21 protein-coding genes are annotated in these 17,981 nt (G+C 70.4%); 9 read left to right on the forward strand and 12 right to left on the reverse strand.

The features are described from left to right. The first annotated feature begins 81 nt into the window (after window positions 1–81). Together ABIE45_RS00995 and ABIE45_RS01000 are read left to right on the forward strand one after the other, a co-directional pair. Window positions 82–762, forward strand: a complete 681-nt coding sequence (locus ABIE45_RS00995) for an amino acid ABC transporter permease (protein ID WP_192709813.1) — start codon at window positions 82–84, stop codon at window positions 760–762. Further along, entirely contained in the window at window positions 759–1,520 is a 762-nt protein-coding gene (locus ABIE45_RS01000) for an amino acid ABC transporter ATP-binding protein (protein WP_192709812.1), read from the forward strand. Before ABIE45_RS00995 ends, ABIE45_RS01000 begins: the two co-directional genes overlap by 4 nt. 18 nt (window positions 1,521–1,538) lie before the next feature. Here the strand turns inward: ABIE45_RS01000 and ABIE45_RS01005 are convergent, their stop codons facing one another. The 3 genes from ABIE45_RS01005 to ABIE45_RS01015 form a co-directional block, all read right to left on the reverse strand. Then, complete coding sequence (locus ABIE45_RS01005; protein WP_192709811.1) at window positions 1,539–1,694, reverse strand: hypothetical protein; 156 nt, start codon at window positions 1,692–1,694, stop codon at window positions 1,539–1,541. Further along, on the reverse strand, window positions 1,691–2,200 hold the full coding sequence (locus ABIE45_RS01010; protein WP_192709810.1) for a DUF2243 domain-containing protein: 510 nt from the start codon (window positions 2,198–2,200) through the stop codon (window positions 1,691–1,693). The genes ABIE45_RS01005 and ABIE45_RS01010 overlap by 4 nt, the downstream gene beginning before the upstream one ends. Before the next feature lie 65 nt (window positions 2,201–2,265). Next, on the reverse strand, window positions 2,266–4,284 hold the full coding sequence (locus ABIE45_RS01015) for an OPT family oligopeptide transporter (RefSeq protein ID WP_192709953.1): 2,019 nt from the start codon (window positions 4,282–4,284) through the stop codon (window positions 2,266–2,268). A gap of 232 nt (window positions 4,285–4,516) precedes the next feature. Between ABIE45_RS01015 and ABIE45_RS01020 the strand changes: the two genes are divergently transcribed. Together ABIE45_RS01020 and ABIE45_RS01025 are read left to right on the forward strand one after the other, a co-directional pair. Continuing rightward, window positions 4,517–4,960 carry a DMT family transporter gene (locus ABIE45_RS01020; RefSeq protein WP_192709809.1) on the forward strand — a complete coding sequence of 148 codons (444 nt, stop codon included), beginning with the start codon at window positions 4,517–4,519 and terminating at the stop codon, window positions 4,958–4,960. Between the two features lie 46 nt (window positions 4,961–5,006). Further along, on the forward strand, window positions 5,007–5,450 hold the full coding sequence (locus tag ABIE45_RS01025; RefSeq protein WP_192709808.1) for a DMT family transporter: 444 nt from the start codon (window positions 5,007–5,009) through the stop codon (window positions 5,448–5,450). 44 nt (window positions 5,451–5,494) lie between these two features. On the opposite strand, the gene ABIE45_RS01030 is transcribed toward ABIE45_RS01025, so the two are convergent. Then, on the reverse strand, window positions 5,495–6,223 hold the full coding sequence (locus tag ABIE45_RS01030) for an SDR family oxidoreductase (RefSeq protein ID WP_210331907.1): 729 nt from the start codon (window positions 6,221–6,223) through the stop codon (window positions 5,495–5,497). Between the two features lie 140 nt (window positions 6,224–6,363). On the opposite strand from ABIE45_RS01030, the gene ABIE45_RS01035 reads away from it, so the two are divergent. Further along, window positions 6,364–7,569, forward strand: coding sequence for a DUF305 domain-containing protein (locus ABIE45_RS01035; protein WP_192709806.1), 1,206 nt, complete (start codon window positions 6,364–6,366; stop codon window positions 7,567–7,569). Between the two features lie 73 nt (window positions 7,570–7,642). After that, window positions 7,643–7,867, forward strand: a complete 225-nt coding sequence (locus tag ABIE45_RS01040; protein WP_192709805.1) for a hypothetical protein — start codon at window positions 7,643–7,645, stop codon at window positions 7,865–7,867. 150 nt (window positions 7,868–8,017) lie between these two features. On the opposite strand, the gene egtD is transcribed toward ABIE45_RS01040, so the two are convergent. From egtD to gntA, 3 genes are read right to left on the reverse strand one after another with little or no spacing between them, the layout of a single operon-like run. After that, the gene (gene egtD, locus ABIE45_RS01045) at window positions 8,018–8,941 is read right to left on the reverse strand and encodes an L-histidine N(alpha)-methyltransferase (protein WP_192709804.1); all 924 of its coding nucleotides are present in this window, start codon (window positions 8,939–8,941) and stop codon (window positions 8,018–8,020) included. A 7-nt stretch (window positions 8,942–8,948) separates the two neighbouring features. Next, entirely contained in the window at window positions 8,949–9,899 is a 951-nt protein-coding gene (locus ABIE45_RS01050; protein WP_192709803.1) for a class I SAM-dependent methyltransferase, read from the reverse strand. Window positions 9,900–9,910: 11 nt separating this feature from the next. Next, window positions 9,911–10,666, reverse strand: coding sequence for a guanitoxin biosynthesis heme-dependent pre-guanitoxin N-hydroxylase GntA (gntA, locus tag ABIE45_RS01055; protein ID WP_192709802.1), 756 nt, complete (start codon window positions 10,664–10,666; stop codon window positions 9,911–9,913). 402 nt (window positions 10,667–11,068) lie between these two features. On the opposite strand from gntA, the gene ABIE45_RS01060 reads away from it, so the two are divergent. Both ABIE45_RS01060 and ABIE45_RS01065 read left to right on the forward strand, forming a co-directional pair. Next, window positions 11,069–11,644, forward strand: coding sequence for a YgjV family protein (locus tag ABIE45_RS01060; protein WP_192709801.1), 576 nt, complete (start codon window positions 11,069–11,071; stop codon window positions 11,642–11,644). 139 nt (window positions 11,645–11,783) lie between these two features. After that, window positions 11,784–12,194 carry a PilZ domain-containing protein gene (locus tag ABIE45_RS01065; protein WP_192709800.1) on the forward strand — a complete coding sequence of 137 codons (411 nt, stop codon included), beginning with the start codon at window positions 11,784–11,786 and terminating at the stop codon, window positions 12,192–12,194. A 3-nt stretch (window positions 12,195–12,197) separates the two neighbouring features. On the opposite strand, the gene ABIE45_RS01070 is transcribed toward ABIE45_RS01065, so the two are convergent. After that, entirely contained in the window at window positions 12,198–12,635 is a 438-nt protein-coding gene (locus ABIE45_RS01070; RefSeq protein ID WP_192709799.1) for an HIT family protein, read from the reverse strand. 137 nt (window positions 12,636–12,772) lie between these two features. On the opposite strand from ABIE45_RS01070, the gene ABIE45_RS01075 reads away from it, so the two are divergent. After that, window positions 12,773–13,732 carry a cation diffusion facilitator family transporter gene (locus ABIE45_RS01075; RefSeq protein ID WP_192709798.1) on the forward strand — a complete coding sequence of 320 codons (960 nt, stop codon included), beginning with the start codon at window positions 12,773–12,775 and terminating at the stop codon, window positions 13,730–13,732. A 17-nt stretch (window positions 13,733–13,749) separates the two neighbouring features. Here ABIE45_RS01075 and ABIE45_RS01080 read toward each other — a convergent pair whose 3' ends face one another. The 4 genes from ABIE45_RS01080 to ABIE45_RS01095 form a co-directional block, all read right to left on the reverse strand. After that, the gene (locus tag ABIE45_RS01080) at window positions 13,750–14,604 is read right to left on the reverse strand and encodes an SDR family oxidoreductase (protein ID WP_192709797.1); all 855 of its coding nucleotides are present in this window, start codon (window positions 14,602–14,604) and stop codon (window positions 13,750–13,752) included. A 10-nt stretch (window positions 14,605–14,614) separates the two neighbouring features. Next, window positions 14,615–14,794 carry a DUF1328 domain-containing protein gene (locus ABIE45_RS01085; RefSeq protein ID WP_010685332.1) on the reverse strand — a complete coding sequence of 60 codons (180 nt, stop codon included), beginning with the start codon at window positions 14,792–14,794 and terminating at the stop codon, window positions 14,615–14,617. 112 nt (window positions 14,795–14,906) lie between these two features. Beyond that, window positions 14,907–16,277 (reverse strand): chloride channel protein, encoded by a 1,371-nt coding sequence (locus ABIE45_RS01090; protein ID WP_373622068.1) that lies wholly within the window; start codon window positions 16,275–16,277, stop codon window positions 14,907–14,909. A gap of 245 nt (window positions 16,278–16,522) precedes the next feature. Beyond that, window positions 16,523–17,917: a deoxyribodipyrimidine photo-lyase gene (locus ABIE45_RS01095; RefSeq protein ID WP_192709795.1), complete on the reverse strand. Its 1,395-nt coding sequence runs from the start codon at window positions 17,915–17,917 to the stop codon at window positions 16,523–16,525. Window positions 17,918–17,981 lie beyond the last annotated feature (64 nt).

The following is a 17,981-nucleotide window of genomic DNA, read 5'->3' on the forward strand; positions in this document are numbered from 1 at the left end:
GCATCCTGCGCGAAGAAGCGCGCGTCTCGGTGCCAAACCTGTATAGCCCGTAACTTTCCGCCCGGAAGGAAACGCCACCCCGTGCCGCACTGGCTCGACCTCATGCTCCAGTCGCTCGGGCCGCTGCTCGCGGCCGGCCTGCGCTTCACCGTTCCGCTGACGCTCATCGCCTTCGTCCTGGGCCTGGGGCTCGGCCTCGGGACCGCCCTCGTGCGCCTGTTCGCGCCCCGACCGCTGGCGGCGCTGGCATGGCTTTACGTGTGGATCTTCCGGGGCACCCCGCTCCTCGTGCAGCTCTTCGTGATCTTCTACGGCCTGCCGAGCGCCGGGATCCTGATCGACGCCTTCCCGGCCGCGGTGATCGGCTTCACGCTCAATGTCGGCGCCTACACGTCGGAGATCATTCGGGCCGCGATCGCGTCCCTCCCGCGCGGCCAGTGGGAGGCGTCCTACGCGATCGGCATGACGCCGAGCCAGACCCTGCGCCGCACGATCCTGCCGCAAGCCGCGCGGGTGGCGGTGCCGCCGCTCGGCAATTCCTTCATCGCCCTCGTGAAAGACACCTCGCTTGCCGCCGCCATCACGGTGCCGGAGCTGTTCCAGGCGGCGCAGCGCATCGTCGCCGTCACCTACGAGCCGCTGATCCTCTATAGCGAGGCCGCCCTGATCTACCTGGTCCTGTCCTCGCTGCTGTCGTGGCTCCAGACGCTCCTGGAGCGGCGCCTCGGCCGCTACGGCGGCTACCTGGAGGCGCGCGCGTGATCGCCCTGTCGGCCATCGAGAAACGCTTCGGCGCCACCACGGTCCTGCACGACGTCGACCTCGCCATCCCCGAGGGGCGGGTCACGGCGCTGATCGGCCCGTCGGGCTCGGGCAAGTCGACGCTCCTGCGCTGCGTCAACCTGCTGGAAATCCCGCAGGCGGGGACGCTCACCCTCGGCGATCTCCGCCTCACCTTCCGGCCGGACAGCCCGCCGGCGCGGCGCGCGGTGCTCGCCGTGCGCCGGCAGACCGGCATGGTGTTCCAGAACTTCCAGCTCTTCCCCCACCGCACCGTGCTGGAGAACGTCACGGAGGGGCTCGTCACCGTCGCCCGGTGGCCGCAGGCCAGGGCGCGGGCGCGCGCTCTGGAACTGCTGGAGCGCGTCGGCCTCGCCCAAAAGGCCTCGGACTGGCCCGCCAGCCTGTCGGGCGGCCAGCAGCAGCGGGTGGCGATTGCCCGGGCGCTGGCCCCCTCCCCGCGCCTGCTGCTCTGCGACGAGCCGACCTCGGCGCTGGATCCGGAACTCGCCGCCGAGGTGGTCGACGTGCTGGCCGGCCTCGCGGGCGAAGGCATGACCATGCTGATGGCGACCCACGACCTGCGCCTCGCGCGACGCGTCGCCGACCGGGTGGTGTTCCTCGAAGGCGGCACGATCGTCGAGCAGGGACCGGCCGCCGACCTGTTCGGACGCCCGGGCGATCCGCGCACCCGCCGCTTCATCCGGACCTTGCTCGGCGAGGCGGCGGACCAGCCCTGATCCGCGGCTCCCCGTCGTTCAGCGGGGCAGGCAGCGCAGGCTGAGCAGGTCGTCGAGGGTCAGCACGGTCCCGAAGATCAGGGGCCGCCACGCCGGCAGGGTGGCGAGGATCAGGCCGGCCGTCAGGACGAGCCAGGGAAGGACCAGCCGGAGGCCCGAACCAGCGGCCCTCATGCGGCGGCCCGCGCCGCCGAGGCCTCCTCCGCCCGGCCGACCTGCACGAGGCCGAGGCCCGCGGCCAGCATGGCGCCGCCCCAGAGCAGGAATCCGAGATCCCAGTAGAGCCACTGCTCCCGCGGCGTCAGCTCGTTGACGTGATGCACGCCGAGGATCTCGTGGTCGATCACGCCCTCGACGAGATTGAACAGGCCCCAGCCGATCAGGAGCGACCCGGCGAGCAGCTTGCTGGACCAGTAGAGGTGCGTGCGGTGCGCGGCGCGCCAGAGGATGAACAGTCCGAGGACCACGAAGACGTAGGTTGCGCTGTGGAAGATGCCGTCCCAGCGGGTATTCATCTCGAGATTCGGGATCGTGTCGATCGGGTACCAGCTGCTCAGCATGTGGTGCCATTGCAGGACTTGGTGCAGCACGATCCCGTCGAAGAAGCCGCCGAGACCGAGCCCGAACAGGATCCCGGCGCTCAGCGGGAAGACGCGCTCCCGGGGTTCAGCCGCTGCCATCTCCAACTCCCGTTTCGGGGTCGAGGCCCCGCGACCAGTTCAAGCCTGGACGACGGCGGTCGGCATCAGGAGGCCCTCCGCTCACCGGTTGACGGCTCGGCGGCGGATACCATCCGTAGGTAGACGGCCAGACCCGCCAGGAAGACCGCGAGGCCGAGCCCGGTGGCGTAGGGCGCGAAGCCCTTGCCGGCGATCGCGATCGCCGAGCTGTGCCCCGCCAGGAGATCCGTGCCGGCGAGCAGCACGCCGACGCAGCTCTCCCCGACGAGGAACCCGGAGGCGAGGAGCACGCCGCGGCGGCGGGCGGCTCCTACCGCCTTATCGGCCTTCTTGTCGCCTTTGCCGCCGACCCGGGCGCGCAGCCGACGCTCGGCGACCCAGCCGAGGATGCCGCCGATGGCGATCGTCATCTCCACCGAGAGCGGCAGGTACATGCCGATCCCGACCGTCAGGGCCGGAAAGGTGAGGTTTCGCCGCTTCAGCCACGTCTCCGCGGCGACCAGGACCACGCCGAGCCCGGCGCCGATCAGCACCATGCGCCAGGGCAGCTCGCTGTGCGTGATGCCGTTCGCGATCTGAGTCATCAGGGCGGCCTGAGGCGCCGCCATGGCACTGCCCGCATCCTGTCCGTCATGCGCGGGGGCGCCAACAAAGCCGTAGGCCTCGTAGAGCAGCGACAGCAGCGGCGCGATCACCACGGCGCCGACGCCGACGCCGATGATCAGCGCGACCTGCTGGTGCCAGGGCGTGGCGCCCAGCACCTGCCCGGTCTTCAGGTCCTGCAGGTTGTCGTTGGCGATCGAGGAGGTGGTGATGATGACCGACGTCAGCAGCAGCGCCATTCCGGTGACGAAGCGGTCGCCCTCCGGCCCGCCGGAATGCCCGAGGATGAAGGGCAGGAGCAGCGCGGTGGCCATCGTGGTCAGGATGCCGATCCCCGAGATTGGGCTCGACGAGGAGCCGAGCAGCCCCGCGAGGTAGCCGCAGGCCGCCGCCATCAGGAAGCCGAACAGAACGGTGAACAGGGTCGCGGCGACCGCCAGCACGATCATCAGGCTGCCGAGATCGGCGGGCATGGCGAAGAAGTAGAACAGGATCGCGAGCGGCACGCACAGGCCTAGCGTCGCGGCGGCGACCCAGGTGATCGGCAGGTCGCGCTCCTCGCGCGGATGATCCTTGCCGAGGCCGCCGCTGCCCGACAGGGCCGAGCGGATGCTCGCCAGGATCGGGCGCGCCAGCGACCCCACGGTCCACAGCCCACCCACCGCAATGATGCCGGCGCCCATCAGGCGCACCTGGCCAGACCAGACCGCCTCGGCGGCCTCCCCGGCGGACTTGGCGGGATCGGCCGACAGGGCGGTCAGCACCGGCACCGCGATGCCCCAAGCGATCACGACGCCGGTCAGCAGCGCCAGGCAGGCGCCGATGCCCACGAGGTAGCCGACCCCGACCAGCGCCAGCGAAAAGCCGGTTCCGGTGCGGAACACCGCCCCCCCGAGGCTGATCGCGCCGTTCCACCCGTCGCCCAGGATCTTCAGCCCGGTGGTGGCGAGCCCGATCGTCCCGGCGGCCGCGGCGGCCCCGAGCAGGTCGCGCAGGCCGTGGCCGCCCTCCTCCTCCTGACCGGTGCGCAGCACCTCCGCGGCGGCGATGCCCTCGGGATAGGGAAGGTCGCTGCCCGAGACGAGGGCCCGGCGGAGCGGGATCGAGAAGGCGACGCCGAGGAGGCCGCCCAGCATGCACACGGCCGTGGTCTGCCAGAACGGGAAGCCGTGCCAGTGTCCGATCAGCACGAGCCCGGGCAGGGCGAGGATGACGTTGCACAAGGTGCCGGCGGCCGAGGCCTGCGTCTGCACGATGTTGTTCTCGAGGATGCCGGCGCCGCCCATCAGCCGGAACGCACCCATCGAGATCATCGCGGCCGGGATGGAGGACGAGAACGTCATCCCGGTCTTCAGGCCCATATAGAGGTTGGCGGCCATGAAGATGACCGTGATGCCCGCGCCGAGCGCGATGCCACGCAAGGTCAGTTCGGCCTGACGATCCTGCGATTTCGGCGTGGTCGTCGGGCTGCGGGCGTCCATCATCCACTCGGGCTATCGTACGCAAACCACCCGAGAGGCGGAAACTTTCCCCGGGTCCGCCGTCATGAGCGGCCCGCATTCCAGCAACCCGTCGCCTGAGGCGATCTGTCTCTGGGTCATGCCGGCGAGGGGATGGAGTCGCCCGGCGCGCTCCAGGGTTTCCCAGCAGGCCAACGCCCGCTTGCCCGCCCGGCGCGCCGGGCGCCCTCCCTCGGGACATTCCGGACAGCCCATGTGGTATCTCTACGGCTTCGCCCTTCTGGCGGGCGTCGCCAACGCCATCGAGCCCGGCCAGAACGCCACGCTGGCGAAGGTCACGGGGCAGCCGATGCTGGCGGGGGTCTTCTGCTTCGCCCTGGCAATCGTCTGCTTCCTCGGCGTCATCATCGTCGTCCGGCTCCGCGGCCAGAGCCCGACCGACGCGGCCACGCGCGTTCCGTGGTGGGCCTGGCCCGGCGGCATCCTCGGGGCCGCGGTCGTGCTCGCGCAACTCTACATCTCGGAGCAGGTCGGCGCCGCGCCGTTCCTGGGCTGCGTCATCACGGCGGGTGTGATCGGCTCGATCGCCTTGGACCATTACGGCCTCATCGGCTTCGAGCGCCATTGCGCCAGCCGCTGGCGCATTCTTGGAGGTGTCCTGATGGTCGCGGGCGTCGCCCTCGTGGCGGTGTTCTGACCCGCCGCCCGACCCTCCGACGCTCCGCTTCCTTCAGGATCCCAGCATGATCTTCCTCTACGGCTTCGCCCTGCTGGCGGGCATCGCCACCGCGATCGAACCGGGCCAGAACGCGGGCCTCGCCAAGTCCCTGGCGCGGCCGCTCCTGGCCGGCGTGGTCAGCCTCGTCGTCAGCATCCTCACCATCGGGGCAACCATGCTGGTGACGGGGCAGTACGGCGTGCCTGGGATGGACCGCCTCGCGCAGGTGCCCTGGTGGGCGTGGCTCGGCGGCCTGATGAGCGCGGGCCTGACGATGGCGCAGCTCTACATCTCCAAACGGATCGGCGCCGCCACCTTCCTCGGGCTGATCGTCACGGCGGGCGTGGTCACCTCGATCCTGCTCGACCATTTCGGACTGGTCGGCTTCAAGGTCCACGAAGCGGGCCTCTGGCGGATCCTGGGCGGCGCCCTGATGATCGGCGGCGTCGCGCTGGTCGCCCGGTTCTGAGACGCTTGTTCTGAGACGCTTGTTCTGAGACGCTTGCCGTCGGATCAGATCGTCCAGCCGCCGTCGACGACGACCGCCTGCCCGGTCGTGTAGGTCGCGCCCGCGAGATAGACGGCGAGATTGGCGATCTCCTCCGGCGTGCCGAGCCGCCCGATCGGCTGGCGGGCGACGAAGGCCGCGCGGGTCTGCTCGTAATCGCCCTGCTGGCGGATCCGCTCCTGCAGCGACGGGCTCTCCACCGTGCCGGGGCAGATCGCGTTGCAGCGGATGTTGTGGCCGACGTAATCGGCGGCGACGGACTTGGTCAGGCCGACCACCGCCGCCTTGGTCAGCCCGTAGGCGAAGCGGTTCGGGACGCCCTTCACCGAGGACGCGACCGAGGCCATGTTGACGATGGCGCCGTCGCGGCGCTCCAGCATGCCCGGCAGCACGGCGCGGATCGTGCGGATCATCGCCTTGACATTGAGGTCGATGGCGAAGTCGAGGTCGGCGTCGGGCATCTCTAGGATGCTGCCGGCATGGACGATTCCGGCGCAGTTGAACAGGACATCGACCGCGCCGATCCGCTCGACCAGGGCGGTGACGGCGCCCGCGTCGAGCACATCGAGGATCGCGGTCTGAAGGCCGTCGGCCTGCAGGGCGGCGAGCGCGTCCGCGTTGATGTCGGTGGCGTAGACCCGCGCGCCGGCCCGCGCGAAGGCGAGCGCGCTGGCGCGCCCGATCCCCTGCGCCGCGGCCGTGACCAGGACGGTCTTTCCGGAGAGATCTGCCATCACGTGCTCCCTGCAGGCTGCGTGCTGCGTGCCGGCATCGGGCCAAGCGGCGGCATTGTAGGTCCCGCCGGGGCCGGGCTCCAGGCGCGCGGCGCGGCAATCTCCAACATAGGCTGTCGCCCGCGCCGAGCCGGCCCCCTATGGCAGACCCGGTCGGGGGCGGGGACCCAAGCGTGAGCGGCATCGTGAGGCGTCTCTGGTCAAGCAAGGCCGGGATCAACTGGCGCGCCGCGGCCCTGCTCGGCCTGTTCAGCAGCACGTTCTCGACCCTGGTCAGCCAGTTCACCGCCACCCGCATCGGGCGCGACGCCGTGGTCGACTGGATGGTGGTCGCGGCGATCCCGATGCGCGACACGGCCTTCCAGGTCGAGCCGTCCTGGCCGGTGATCCTCACCGGCATCCTGTTCCACCAATGGGCGGACTTCTCCTGGGCCTTGGTGTTCTTCGGCCTGTTCGGGCGCTGGACCGCCGGCCTCCGGCCGTGGACGATCCTGCTGATCGCGCCGGTCTGGGCCCTCTTCACCTCCGCGTCGGAATGGCTCTTCCTGGTGCCGCTCCTGCCGTTCTGGCAGCCGATCTTCCCGCTGGAGCAGCCCTACTGGATCGGCTTCCTGGTCCACCTCACCTCGGCCTCGCTCTATCCGCTGTTCCCGTATCTGCGGGACGCGGTGGCGGGGCGGCGCCCCTCGGCGCACGGCCGGTTCGCGGCCGTCTGGAGCGGCGGGGCTATCCTCGGCGTGTTCGCCCTCGGTACGCTGGCGCTCCTCGGCTGGCAGGGCCGCGAGATCCCCTGGACCGGGCACGATCCGGCTTACGACCAGGGCTACATGCGGCGCATGATGGCCCACCACGCGCAGGGGATCGCGCTCGCGAAGCTCGGGGCCGAGCGCGCCCAGGACAGTCATCTCCGGTCGCTCGCCCGCCTGATCGCGGCCGCGCAGACCGGCGAGAACACGGTCTTCGACCAATGGTGGCGCAGTTGGTTCGGCGACGCGTCGCAGATCTGCGCGCCGGCCGAGCGGGATTCCATGCCGGGCATGCTGGATCCCGGCCAGATCGAGGCGCTCCGCGGCCTGGACGGCCCGGCCTTCGACGCGCGGTTCGTGGCGCTCATGACGTTCCACCATGCCGGCGCGATCGCCATGGCCGACGACGCGATGCGCCAGGCGAATGACCTCCGCCTGCGGATCATGGCGCAGGGCATCCGCCACGAGCAGCGCGGCGAGATCGCTCTGATGCACGGGCTTGAAGGCCTGGCTGCGGTGCAGATGGCTCTGGGCGACCTCGTCCTCCCGGCCGGCCGTGCAGCGCCCGAGCAGGCGGCCGGACAGCGCCCGTCTCCATAGCCGGAGGAGCCCGGGATCCCGATCGGCCGGTGCCGCGTTCTCACCGAACCGCATCACTGCCCGGAGGAATGCCGTGGGGCTCGCCGCCTTCGTCTTCTTCGTCGTTCCGTGGATGGCCTTCGCCGTCTGGCTGTATCTCAAGCCGGGCAGCATTCGCCTCGGCGCCCCGGCGGCGCCTTGGCGTCCGCTGACGGATTATCCGCCTCCGCGGCGCGACCAGCAGCAGGCCGGCGAGACCCAGAGCATGGCCTCGGGCGCCGCCCATGACGGCAAGCACCAGCCCATCGCCTCGATCTGATCCACGGATCGCGGTGCCGGCGTCTTTGCGAGCGACGCGATGCAGTCGCGTCGGCGCGACGAGGCTCCGTGTCGCGCTGCCCTGGTTCGCTTCGCTGCGCTCGCGATGACGAAGGGGTCCGTCACCCGGGGACCTTGATCGGAACCCGGATCAGGCCTCCGCCTGCAGCAGGTGCAGGTTGAAGCTGCCCCCGTCCGCCTGCCAGAGCGCGCGGGGCTGCCACCCGCTCGCTCGCGCCACGGCCTGGAACGCGTCCGCCGTGTATTTGTGCGACGTATCCGTCCGGATGCTCTCGGAGGCGGCGAACGCGATGCTCCGGTCACCCAGCCGGTAGATGGCCGGCCGGATCGCCACCAGATGCGCCTCCACGCGGAACGGCTCGGGCAGGAGCCGGACCTCGTGCCGGAAATTGTCGATGTCGAAATCGGCGCCGCACTCGCGGTTGAGACGGGTGAGGATGTTGCGGTGGAAGGCGGCCATCAGCCCGTCGGCGCCGCCATAGGCGCGCTCCAGGCGCGCCGGATCAGTCGTGCCGTCGGCACCGACCAGGAACAGGCTCGGACCCAGTGTCGCGCGCGCGCGTTCCAGGAACAGGCCGGCGTCGCGCGGGTCGAAGTTGCCGATGCTCGTCCCCGGGTAGAAGCCGAGGATCCCGCCCGGCCCCGCCGAGACCGGGAGCTGCACCGGCTTCGAGTAGTCGGCGCAGACCGGCACCATGGCGATGCCCGGGTAATCCGGCGCCAGCCGCCGGATCGCTGCTTCGAGATACGCGCCCGAGATGTCGATGGCCACGTAGCCGGACGGGCTGTCCAGGGCGTCGAGGAGCGTGCGGATCTTGCGGCTCGCGCCGCTGCCGAACTCGACCACCGTCACGCCCGGCGCCACCGCGCGCGCCACGTCGGCCGCGACCTGGGGCAGGAGCCCCGTCTCCTGCGCGGTCGGGTAGTAGTCGGCGTTGTGGCAGATCTGGTCGAACAGGTCGGAACCGGTCTCGTCCCAGAGGAACTTCCCCGGCAGCGTCTTCGGCCCGGCCGTCAGGCCCACGAGGGCATCCCGGAGAAATTCGTCGTTCATCGCGGCATCACCGGCGCGTGACCGTAAGGATGACCAGCGCGAGCCGCTCGACCTCGTCGTAGACGGCATTCGCCAGTTCCTCACCATACTCGTCGGGGTCGAACTCGCGATAGCTCCGGTCGAGGCCGGCGCGGTCGCACAGCGCCGCCACGGCGTCGCGGAACGGATCCTCGCCCTCGACGATCGCCGCACCGGTGAACAGGACGAGGCTGCCGCCGGGCGCCAGCCGCTCGACCGCCTGCTCGGCCACAGCGAGCGACAGCCCAGCGCCGAGCGGACCGCCGCCGTGCCGGTAGGCGCGCGCCGCGGTGTCGATCATGAAGGGCGGGTTCGACACGATCAGGTCGAACTGGCCCTCGACGTCGCGGAGCATGTCGCTGCGGCGGACGTCGACGCCGTCCGTGCCGGCAAGCCGGGCGTTGACGCGCGCCGCCCGCATGGCGGCCGGGTTGATGTCGACCAGCACGACCTCGGCGCCCGGCGCGCGCTTGGCGACGCAGATTCCGGCGGCGCCCGAGCCGCAGCCGAGATCGACCGCGCGGCGCACCGGCCCCGAACGACCTGCGAGATGGGCGATCACCGCGCCGGCGAAGCGCATCGTGTCGGGCCCGAAGAACACCGCGTCGGCGGCGCTGGGCGGGTACGAGGAATGGGCGAACAGCTCGCCGTCGAGGCTGGAGAACCGGATCGTGGGCCGCAGAAGCGGGCCGTCCTCGACCACGGCGCCCGCCTCCCGCATCAGCCGCAGGATCGGCTCGGGCAGCAGGTCGGCGCGGAACGGACGGCTCCAGCCGAACACGTCGCGCAGGCTCTTCGCCTCGGCATTGCGCGGCCGGGCGTTGACGTGGGCGTGGGTCGCGGGGGTCACCGTCGTGAAGGTGTAGCCGGTGTAGCGCACGGCGCGCCCCAGAGCCAGCACAGCTTCCTCGTTCTGGGGAAACGGTTCGGATTGCGTCATCGGGCGGCCCTTCAGCTGTCCATCTGGCGCGCCACGAAGGCGCCGTTCGAGAGATCCTCGGCCACCTGCTGCGCGTCCCAGGGCGCCGCGGCGGCCCCGCGCCGGAACGGGCAGGCCCAGTCGTCGGGGACCGCGCGCCCGCTGAACTGCCGGGCCGCCGAGCGCTCGCCATGCTGGGCGAGCATGGGGTTGACCGAACCGGTCCAGGCGGCGTCGCGGTCGACGATCGAGGCGCGCAGGCGCTCGTAGCGCCCCTCCGCGCGCAGGCGCTCGAACTGGTCGTGGAGATTGAACACGAGGGCCGGCGTCTCGAAGCGCCGGGCGCGGCGGCTCGCCCCCGGATGCAGCCCGACCAAGAAGAAGCCCTCGCCGCCCAGGCTCAGCGAGAAGTGCGGATCCTCCGGGTCCGAGGCGACCCGCGGGTCGTAGCCCTGGCCGAGGCACTGGTCCTTGTCGGAGAGCGACTGCACCCGCTCCCAGAGCGCCGCCTCGAACGCCTCCTCCGAGAGGGTCCGGGGACCCTCGAACAGCACCACGAAGCTCTGGAACAGATTCGGCTGCGCGCGGTAGCGGTAGATGAAGGACAGGAGCGCCGGATAGATGCGGGTGTCGTCCCAGCCGGAGGTGATGTCGCGGGCGACCACGATCTTCATCTGGCCCCGCGAGAGGGCGGATTTGGCGCCCACGCAGGGGAACGGCACATGCTGGATGAAGTCCCGGAAGCGCTCGGCAACCGGATGATGGTCGTCATTCGTCGGAAGCTGCATGTGAGAGCTGGGTCAGACCACCGGTATCGCGCACGGTCGCACCCATCGCGGCCCGAGTGGCCGAGATGTCGTCCCGAGTTCAATGCCCGGAAAACCGGACTTGGCAGGCATTGTTCCCCAGGCGACGAACCGCATTCCCAGATTGATATATGTTAAGTCTTCCCCTCTAGTCCGATTACACGGCTAATACTTGTCAGCTTGGCGTATGATTTGATCTGCGGGGCTCGCCTCCGGCGCCCCGGAAAGACCGGGCGTGAAGCCGGCTTCGCTCACGATTGCGGCGCGGCGGACACGCTCGCGTGACCATGCGGGCGGGGGCGGGCTGGCGTTAACCAGCTGATTACCATGCGAACCTAGCGCATCCGACAGAAACGGCGCCCCTGCGCCGCTTGGGCGCTGACAATGAACGCCGTCGATGTTTTGTATTCCTGGTACGCTTCGGCCGCGGCGCACCTCGATCTGTTCGGATCACTCGGTCTATCTCTCGGCTTCATCGCTGGCGTCATGCCGCGCCGGGATCGGATCCTCCTGGCGTCGGCGGCCTGTGCCGCCTGCTTCGGCGCCCATTACCTGACGCTCGGCGCGCTGACGGGCACGGCGATGTGCGCCATCTCGGTGATGCAGAGCCTCGTCTCCCTGCGGTGCTTGGGCATGCCGGGCCGGAGTGGCTGGGTCCCGCCGCTCTTCGCGGCGAGCACCCTCGTGGCGGCCTGCCTGACGGTGGCCACGTGGAACGGCTGGCCGTCGGCCTGCGCGGCCGTCGGGACGCTGCTCGCGACAGCCGCGCGGCTCAACGCGGCGCCGCAGCCCATGCGCCTCCTTTTCCTCGGTGCCTCGCTGTGCTGGGGCGGCCACAACCTGCTGGTCGGCTCGGTCTTCGGCCTGACCTGCGACGTGCTGACGATCTTCGGTCTCGTGATCGCGCTGCTGCGCGCCGTCCAGACCCGCGCGATCGAGCCGGACGGCCTGCGGGCGTAGCCGGGATGCACCCCCGGCCTCGGTCGATCCATCAACATCCGGCCGCTCAAACGGGCCGCGACTCCAGTATCCTGACCAAGATTCCTTAAGGGCTGGCAGGCAGGATCCGGAGCATCGTCAGCACTTCGGAGCCGGCCGCATGTCCGAGCATCGCAAAGAGACGCGGCAGAGGGTCTTCCTCAAGGGCCGCATCGTCTTCAACAACGGGTCGTCGAGCTTCGACTGCCTCGTGCGGGACATGTCCTCCTCCGGCGCGCGCCTCGTCATGAGCGACGCGACGACGCTCCCGGAGGCGTTCGACCTCTACATCCCGCAGAAGGACCGCACATACCGGGCGACCCTGCGCTGGCGCCGGGAGGACGGCATCGGCGTCACGTTCGAGGAGCCGGCCCGGACCGCCGGTTCGGCGCCCGCGCCCGATCCGGCGTCGACCGAGGCGGCTCTGGCGATGCTGCTGAAGCGCGTCAGCGAGTTGGAGACTGAGAACGCCGCCCTGCGTCGGCTGCTCGCCAGCATGGCCCAATCCGGCGACTCGGTGAGCGCCGCCTGAGCGTCAGCCCTGCCCTTCGAGCGCCGCGCGGATCCGCGCGGCGTGCTCGGCCAGGATTGCGTTGTCGGCCATCCCGCCCTCGTGCCGCTTCAACGTCACACCCTCGCGCCGCGGGATGATGTGGACGTGCAGGTGGAACACGGTCTGGCCGCCGGCCGGCTCGTTGAACTGGAACAGCGTCAGGCCCTCGGCCTGGAAGGCTGCCTTCACGGCGCGGGCGACCGTCTGGACGCTCGTCATCAGGGCGCTCAGCGACTCGGGCTCGGCGTCGAGCAGGCCCCGGGCCGGGGCCTTCGGGATCACCAGGGTGTGGCCCTCGCCCTGGGGCATCACGTCCATGAAGGCCAGCGTGTGCGCGTCCTCATAGACGCGATGGCACGGGATCTCGCCCCGCAGGATCTTGGCGAAGATGTTGTCGGGATCGTAGCGGGCGTCGGCCATGCTGCCTCCGAGCATTCTTGAACGGGCGCAGGTTGCACGGGGTGTCGGTCCGCGTCCACACGGGAACCGGTCGCGCGCGGGAACGCTTGCACCGCCGCGGCTGCCGCCGCGCGTGATGGAGTGCAGGAGGGTACCGGATGGCGCATGAGAGCACGGGGGCGATCTACGCGGCGGCCGGCGCCAACCTCGCCATCGCGGCGGCGAAGTTCGTCGGCGGGGCGCTGACCGGCTCGACCGCGATGATCGCCGAGGGTGTGCATTCGGTGGTCGACACGGCCAATCAGGTGCTGCTGCTCGTCGGCATGAAGCGGGCCGAGCGGCCCGCCGACGAACGCCACCCATTCGGCTACGGGCGTGAGATCTACTTCTACGCCTTCGTAGTCGCCCTGATGATCTTCCTCGGCGGCGGCCTGTTCGCGATCTACGAGGGCATCGCGCGGATCCGCCATCCGGAGCCCGACGTGGATGCCGAGATCCTCGGATACCGGCTGCCGGGGATCTGGGTGAACGTCGCGATCCTGGGCTTCTCCATCGCGGCCGAGGGGACGTCGTTCTTCGTGGCGATGCGCCAGTTCTGGGCCGAGAAGGGCAAGCACTCGGCGGTGCGGGCGATCCGGCGCAGCAAGGATCCGACCCTGTTCACGGTGCTGGCCGAAGACGCCGCCGCGCTGATCGGCCTCCTGATCGCGCTGGCCGGCGTCGGCCTGTCCCACATCCTGGAGATGCCGAGCCTCGACGGCTGGGCCTCGGTGGGGATCGGGCTCGTGCTCGTCGGCATGGCCGGGTTCCTGATGATCGAGACCCACGGCCTGCTGATCGGCGAGGCGGCCGATCCCGAGATCGTTGCGGCGATCGGCGATCTGGCGCGGGCCGAGCCGGGCGTGCTCCACGTCAACGAGGTGCTGACCCAGCACCTTGGTCCGTCCGACATCCTGGTCAATCTCAGCATCGACATGGCCGACGACCTGAGCGCCGGCGAGGTCGAGAGCCTCGTGACCCGCCTCGACCGGGCGCTGAAGCAGCGCAGCCCGGACGTCACCCGGGTGTTCATCGAGATCCAGCAGCAGGGCGAGCACGGGGTCCGGGCGGCGGCGTGACCAGCTCCTTGCGCCGGTCAGCCGCTCCGGCCGACCTGTCGGAGGCTGAGTGCCCAGACCCGCTCCTGCACGGCCTCGTCGCGGCTCTCGGCCGAGGATGGCTTCGGCCGCCGATGCGAGAAGTAGCGGCCGGTGACGCCGTCGAGTTCGGGGGCAGTCGCGACGTGGAGCGAGGTTTCGGCGCCCTTGTCGGGGCTCGACAGGAACGGGCGCATCAGCGACCACGCGGTGCCGAACAGGCCGCCGGTGTTCCGGGCGAAGCCGGTGTTGATCACGCCCGGATGCAGGGCGTTGACGGTGATGCCGCTGCCGCCGAGGCGCCGGGTCAGAGCGTAGGTGAACAGGACGTTGCCGAGCTTCGCCTGGGCGTAGGCCCGCATCGCCCCGTAGCGCCGGGCGCCCTCGATGTCGTCGAAGTTGATATGGCCCCGGTAATGGGCCGCCGAGGCGACGTTGACGATCCGCGGCTTCCCGCCGGCCGCCGCCGAGGCCTTGAGGGTGTCGAGCAGTTCGAGGGTGAGCAACACGTAGCCCAGGTGATCCAGGGCCCAGGTACGCTCGATGCCATCGACGGTGAGCGTGCGCCGGTCGAAGATCGCACCGGCATTGTTCACCAGAACGTCGAGGCGCGGATAGGCGCCCCGTAGCACGCCGGCGAGGCGCCGGATCTCGGCCTGGGCGGACAGGTCCGCGACATGCTCGTCGACCGCCGCGCCGGGCGCGACGGCGCGGATCCGCGCGGCGCAGGCCTGCGCCTTCTCCGCATCCCGGCCGACGATCGCGACCCGCGCGCCGTGGCGCGCGAGCCCGAGGGCGGTCTCGTAGCCGATGCCGTTGGTCGCCCCGGTGACGAGGCAGACCCGGTCCCGCATCGCGCCAGCCTCAGAACACCGCCTGGCCGACCGCGAAGGCGATCACGACGATCACGATGGCGATCAGCAGGAACAGCCCGAACAGGATCCGCGCCAGCGAGCCCGCGCCCGAGGCGATGCCGGTGAATCCGAGACCGCCCGCGATCAGCGAGATCACGAAGCAGATGAGGGCCCACTTCAGAAGGGTCATGGCGTCACTCCGGCTTGGCCCGCAGGGCGGGCTGACAATTCCTGCCTCAACCGGCGCCAAGCGAGACCGTTCCGCCGAATCTGGCCCGGTCCGCTTTTATTCTCAAGATCGGTCAGGCGGTCTTGGTCACCGGCTGCGCTGGGACGTCGGCGCGCTCCAGCATGATCTCCGCCAGGGTGTGATAGAGCCCGCCGCGGCAGACCGCCTTGGAGGCGGCGTCGGCGATCAGCGCCGCCACCATCAGGGGGATCATCATCGAGTGGTTCTGGGTCATCTCGGTGACGATGACGAAGCACGTGATCGGCGCCTGGAGCACCCCGGTGAGGTAAGCCACCATCCCGATCAGCACGAGCGCCCCCACCGGCATGTCCGGCAGCAGGCCGTGGGCCGTGCCGCCGATCCCGGCCCCGACCGCCAGGGACGGCGCGAACAGGCCGCCCGGGATGCCGCTGATCGAGCTGAGCACGGTGGCGGCGAATTTCAGCGGCGCGTAGCTCCAGCCGGCCGCGGCGTCGCCGTGGAGGATCGCCCGGGCCTCCTCGTAGCCGGTGCCGTAGGCGGCACCGCTCGAGGCGAGCCCGCACAGGGCGACGCACAGGCCGCAGGCCGCCGCGAACAGGACCGGCCGGCCCCGGACCAGCCGCCCGGCGGCGCCGGGCAGCCCGCGGGCGAACAGGATCACGAGGCGGCTGAACACGCCGCCCGCGAGGCCCCCCAAGGCGGCGATCAGAGGCACGATCCAGCCCGCGGCCAGCGGCAGCTCCGCCTGGGTCGTTCCGAAATAGGTGTAGTTCCCCAGGAGCCAGAGGGAGGTCAGGCCCGCGGCCACGATCCCGGCGACGATCAGCCCGGACGAGCGCGCCTCGTAGGCCCGGCCCAGTTCCTCGATCCCGAACACGATTCCGGCGAGCGGCGTGTTGAAGGCCGCCGCCACGCCCGCCGCGCCGCCGGCGAGCAGCAGCCCCGGCAGCCGCTCCGGCGTCAGGCGCCCGAAGGCGGCCATGATCGCGGCGCCGACCTGCACGGTCGGCCCCTCGCGGCCGGCCGAGGCGCCGCAGAGCAGTCCCAGGAATAGGACCATCACCTTGCCGAAGGCGACCCGCGGCGAGATCAGGGCGTAGCGGAAGCCCGCATCGCGAGCGTGGCGGGCGGCGATCACCTGCGGGATGCCTGAGCCCTGCGAGTTTGGGAAGACCGTACGGGCGAGCAGCGCCGCGAGCGCGAACCCCGCCGGCGTGAGCACCAGGGCGATCAGCGGCGAGATCGCAATCAGACGCCGGAATCCGTCCTGCGCGAGATCCGCGCCCTTGGCCATCAGCACGGCGGCGAGGCCGACGCCGATGCCGCCGGCCAGGAACAGCAGCCGGCCGCGCCAGAGCGGATAGGCCTCCATCGAGGCTGAGCGCAGCCGCATGATCGAGCGGCGGTAGCGCGAACGCTTCGGGAGCGGGGCGTCCATCGTCTCCTGCGCCTCGTCCCGCATCTCGATCCTGTCTGAGCTCTGCACCCGCACTGCCGGAGCGAACGCTATACCGCAATCGGCAAGGATTGGCCCCGTCCGGATCCGCGAGGTCCGGCACGGACGGGCGCGCGACGGCGCATAGGCCGCGCGACACCGCACCGATCCGGGCTGCGCGCATGTTCAGATCGGCTGTGGCGCCGACCGCTGCAGCCTGACCCGGCGCGCCGAAAGTCGGAGCCTCGGGCCCGATCGGCGCCAGGCCCGCCCTACCCGTCCGCCTCCGCCGCACAGAGCGCCTCGACGGCCTTCACATAGGCCTTGGCGTCGAACTTCTTGAGCGAGTTCTCGCTCTGATAGCGGACGGTGCCGAAGACCTTGCGCGTCTGCCACGGGCGATCGTGGAGGCCGAACACCCAGGCGACGTTGGTGAAGGAGTTCGGATCGCGTCCGTCGAGGAAGTAGCGGTTGTTGAGCCGGAGCGTGCGCGCGAAGGCCTCCTTGGGCGAAGGCGACCAGTCGAGGATCTTCTTGCCCCAGTACATCCGCAACTGGTTGTGCATGTAGCCGGTCTCGCGCATCTCGCGCATCGCCGCGTTCCAGTACAGATCATGGGTCTCGCCGGCCGCGAGCTGGTCCTCCGAATAGGTGTGCGGGCGGGCATCCTCGGCGTGTTCCGCCAGGGTCTTGCGCGCCCAATCCGGCACTGCCCTGTCGTAATCGTCGTACCCCTCCGTGTAGAAGACGTGGTTCATGGCGAGCTCGCGCCGGACGATCAGCTCCTCCAGATAGGCGCTGTGGTCGTCGTCATCGCCGATCTTGGCCCCCCGCACTGCCAGGGCGATCTCCACCGGCGAGATCTGGCCGAAATGCAGGTACGGGCTCATGTGCGAGGCGGCGGCGGCCCCCGGCATGTTGCGCCCGGCCCCGTAGCCCGCGAACCCATCCTTCAGGAACGCCTTGAGCCGCTTGCGGGCCTGCGTCTCGCCGCCGGTGAAGCGCTTCACCGGCCCGACCACCCGGTCGAGGCTCATGCCGGCGAGCACCGCCTCCGGATCGGAGACGTCGATCTCGGTCTCAAGCTTGAGGCCCTCCGCCTTGCGCTTCAGCTTGCGCGGCGTCAGCTCCGCGATGAACGGGTCCCAGAGCCGGTTGAGCTTCGGCCGCAGCGTCCGCGCGGCATATTCATGCTTCTTCGAGGCCGTCTCGACGGGCACGACCACGTCGCCCTCGACCTGAACGATCCGCGTCGTGACGGCCGCGGCGATCTCCCGGTACCAGCCCTTCTGGATGGCGAGATAGCCGCGGTCGAGAACGAGCAGCGCCGCGTCCGCGGACAGGTCAATCGCCACCTTCGCGGGTGAGGCCTTGCGCATCACGAAGCCGATCCCGCGCGTCTCGAGACCCGCCTTCGCGTCCGCGAGCCCCTGAAGCAGGAAGGCGTAGTGCCGGGCATTGGCTTCGGGGAAGCCGCTCGCGCCATCGAGCAGGCCGAAGCAGGCGACGACCGGCAGGTTCAGCCGGTTCGCCTCCTCGATGGCAAATTCCAGGGCCGGGTTGAACTGGGCCCGATTGGCCTGCTGCAGGAGGTACAGGACGTAATCCCCGTCTCCGCGCGGCTCGACATCGTTGAGGACCCGGATCCGTTCGCCCTGAATCGCCATGCGCACCCTGACCCTTGCTTCAGCCGTCCCACGGAAGACTTGGCCGGAGAGCTAGAGCGCAGGG

Source organism: Methylobacterium sp. OAE515 (genome assembly GCF_041806315.1).
GTDB lineage: Bacteria > Pseudomonadota > Alphaproteobacteria > Rhizobiales > Beijerinckiaceae > Methylobacterium > Methylobacterium tardum.

What these genes read in the sequence shown, in the direction of transcription:
- ABIE45_RS01005 (WP_192709811.1), bottom strand. Translation starts at nt 1,694, where the DNA reads ATGAGGGCCGCTGGTTCGGGCCTCCGGCTGGTCCTTCCCTGGCTCGTC.
- ABIE45_RS01010 (WP_192709810.1), bottom strand. Translation starts at nt 2,200, where the DNA reads ATGGCAGCGGCTGAACCCCGGGAGCGCGTCTTCCCGCTGAGCGCCGGG.
- ABIE45_RS01015 (WP_192709953.1), bottom strand. Translation starts at nt 4,284, where the DNA reads ATGGACGCCCGCAGCCCGACGACCACGCCGAAATCGCAGGATCGTCAG.
- ABIE45_RS01020 (WP_192709809.1), top strand. Translation starts at nt 4,517, where the DNA reads ATGTGGTATCTCTACGGCTTCGCCCTTCTGGCGGGCGTCGCCAACGCC.
- ABIE45_RS01025 (WP_192709808.1), top strand. Translation starts at nt 5,007, where the DNA reads ATGATCTTCCTCTACGGCTTCGCCCTGCTGGCGGGCATCGCCACCGCG.
- ABIE45_RS01030 (WP_210331907.1), bottom strand. Translation starts at nt 6,223, where the DNA reads ATGGCAGATCTCTCCGGAAAGACCGTCCTGGTCACGGCCGCGGCGCAG.
- ABIE45_RS01035 (WP_192709806.1), top strand. Translation starts at nt 6,364, where the DNA reads ATGGCAGACCCGGTCGGGGGCGGGGACCCAAGCGTGAGCGGCATCGTG.
- egtD (WP_192709804.1), bottom strand. Translation starts at nt 8,941, where the DNA reads ATGAACGACGAATTTCTCCGGGATGCCCTCGTGGGCCTGACGGCCGGG.
- ABIE45_RS01050 (WP_192709803.1), bottom strand. Translation starts at nt 9,899, where the DNA reads ATGACGCAATCCGAACCGTTTCCCCAGAACGAGGAAGCTGTGCTGGCT.
- gntA (WP_192709802.1), bottom strand. Translation starts at nt 10,666, where the DNA reads ATGCAGCTTCCGACGAATGACGACCATCATCCGGTTGCCGAGCGCTTC.
- ABIE45_RS01060 (WP_192709801.1), top strand. Translation starts at nt 11,069, where the DNA reads ATGAACGCCGTCGATGTTTTGTATTCCTGGTACGCTTCGGCCGCGGCG.
- ABIE45_RS01065 (WP_192709800.1), top strand. Translation starts at nt 11,784, where the DNA reads ATGTCCGAGCATCGCAAAGAGACGCGGCAGAGGGTCTTCCTCAAGGGC.
- ABIE45_RS01070 (WP_192709799.1), bottom strand. Translation starts at nt 12,635, where the DNA reads ATGGCCGACGCCCGCTACGATCCCGACAACATCTTCGCCAAGATCCTG.
- ABIE45_RS01075 (WP_192709798.1), top strand. Translation starts at nt 12,773, where the DNA reads ATGGCGCATGAGAGCACGGGGGCGATCTACGCGGCGGCCGGCGCCAAC.
- ABIE45_RS01080 (WP_192709797.1), bottom strand. Translation starts at nt 14,604, where the DNA reads ATGCGGGACCGGGTCTGCCTCGTCACCGGGGCGACCAACGGCATCGGC.
- ABIE45_RS01085 (WP_010685332.1), bottom strand. Translation starts at nt 14,794, where the DNA reads ATGACCCTTCTGAAGTGGGCCCTCATCTGCTTCGTGATCTCGCTGATC.
- ABIE45_RS01090 (WP_373622068.1), bottom strand. Translation starts at nt 16,277, where the DNA reads ATGCGGGACGAGGCGCAGGAGACGATGGACGCCCCGCTCCCGAAGCGT.
- ABIE45_RS01095 (WP_192709795.1), bottom strand. Translation starts at nt 17,917, where the DNA reads ATGGCGATTCAGGGCGAACGGATCCGGGTCCTCAACGATGTCGAGCCG.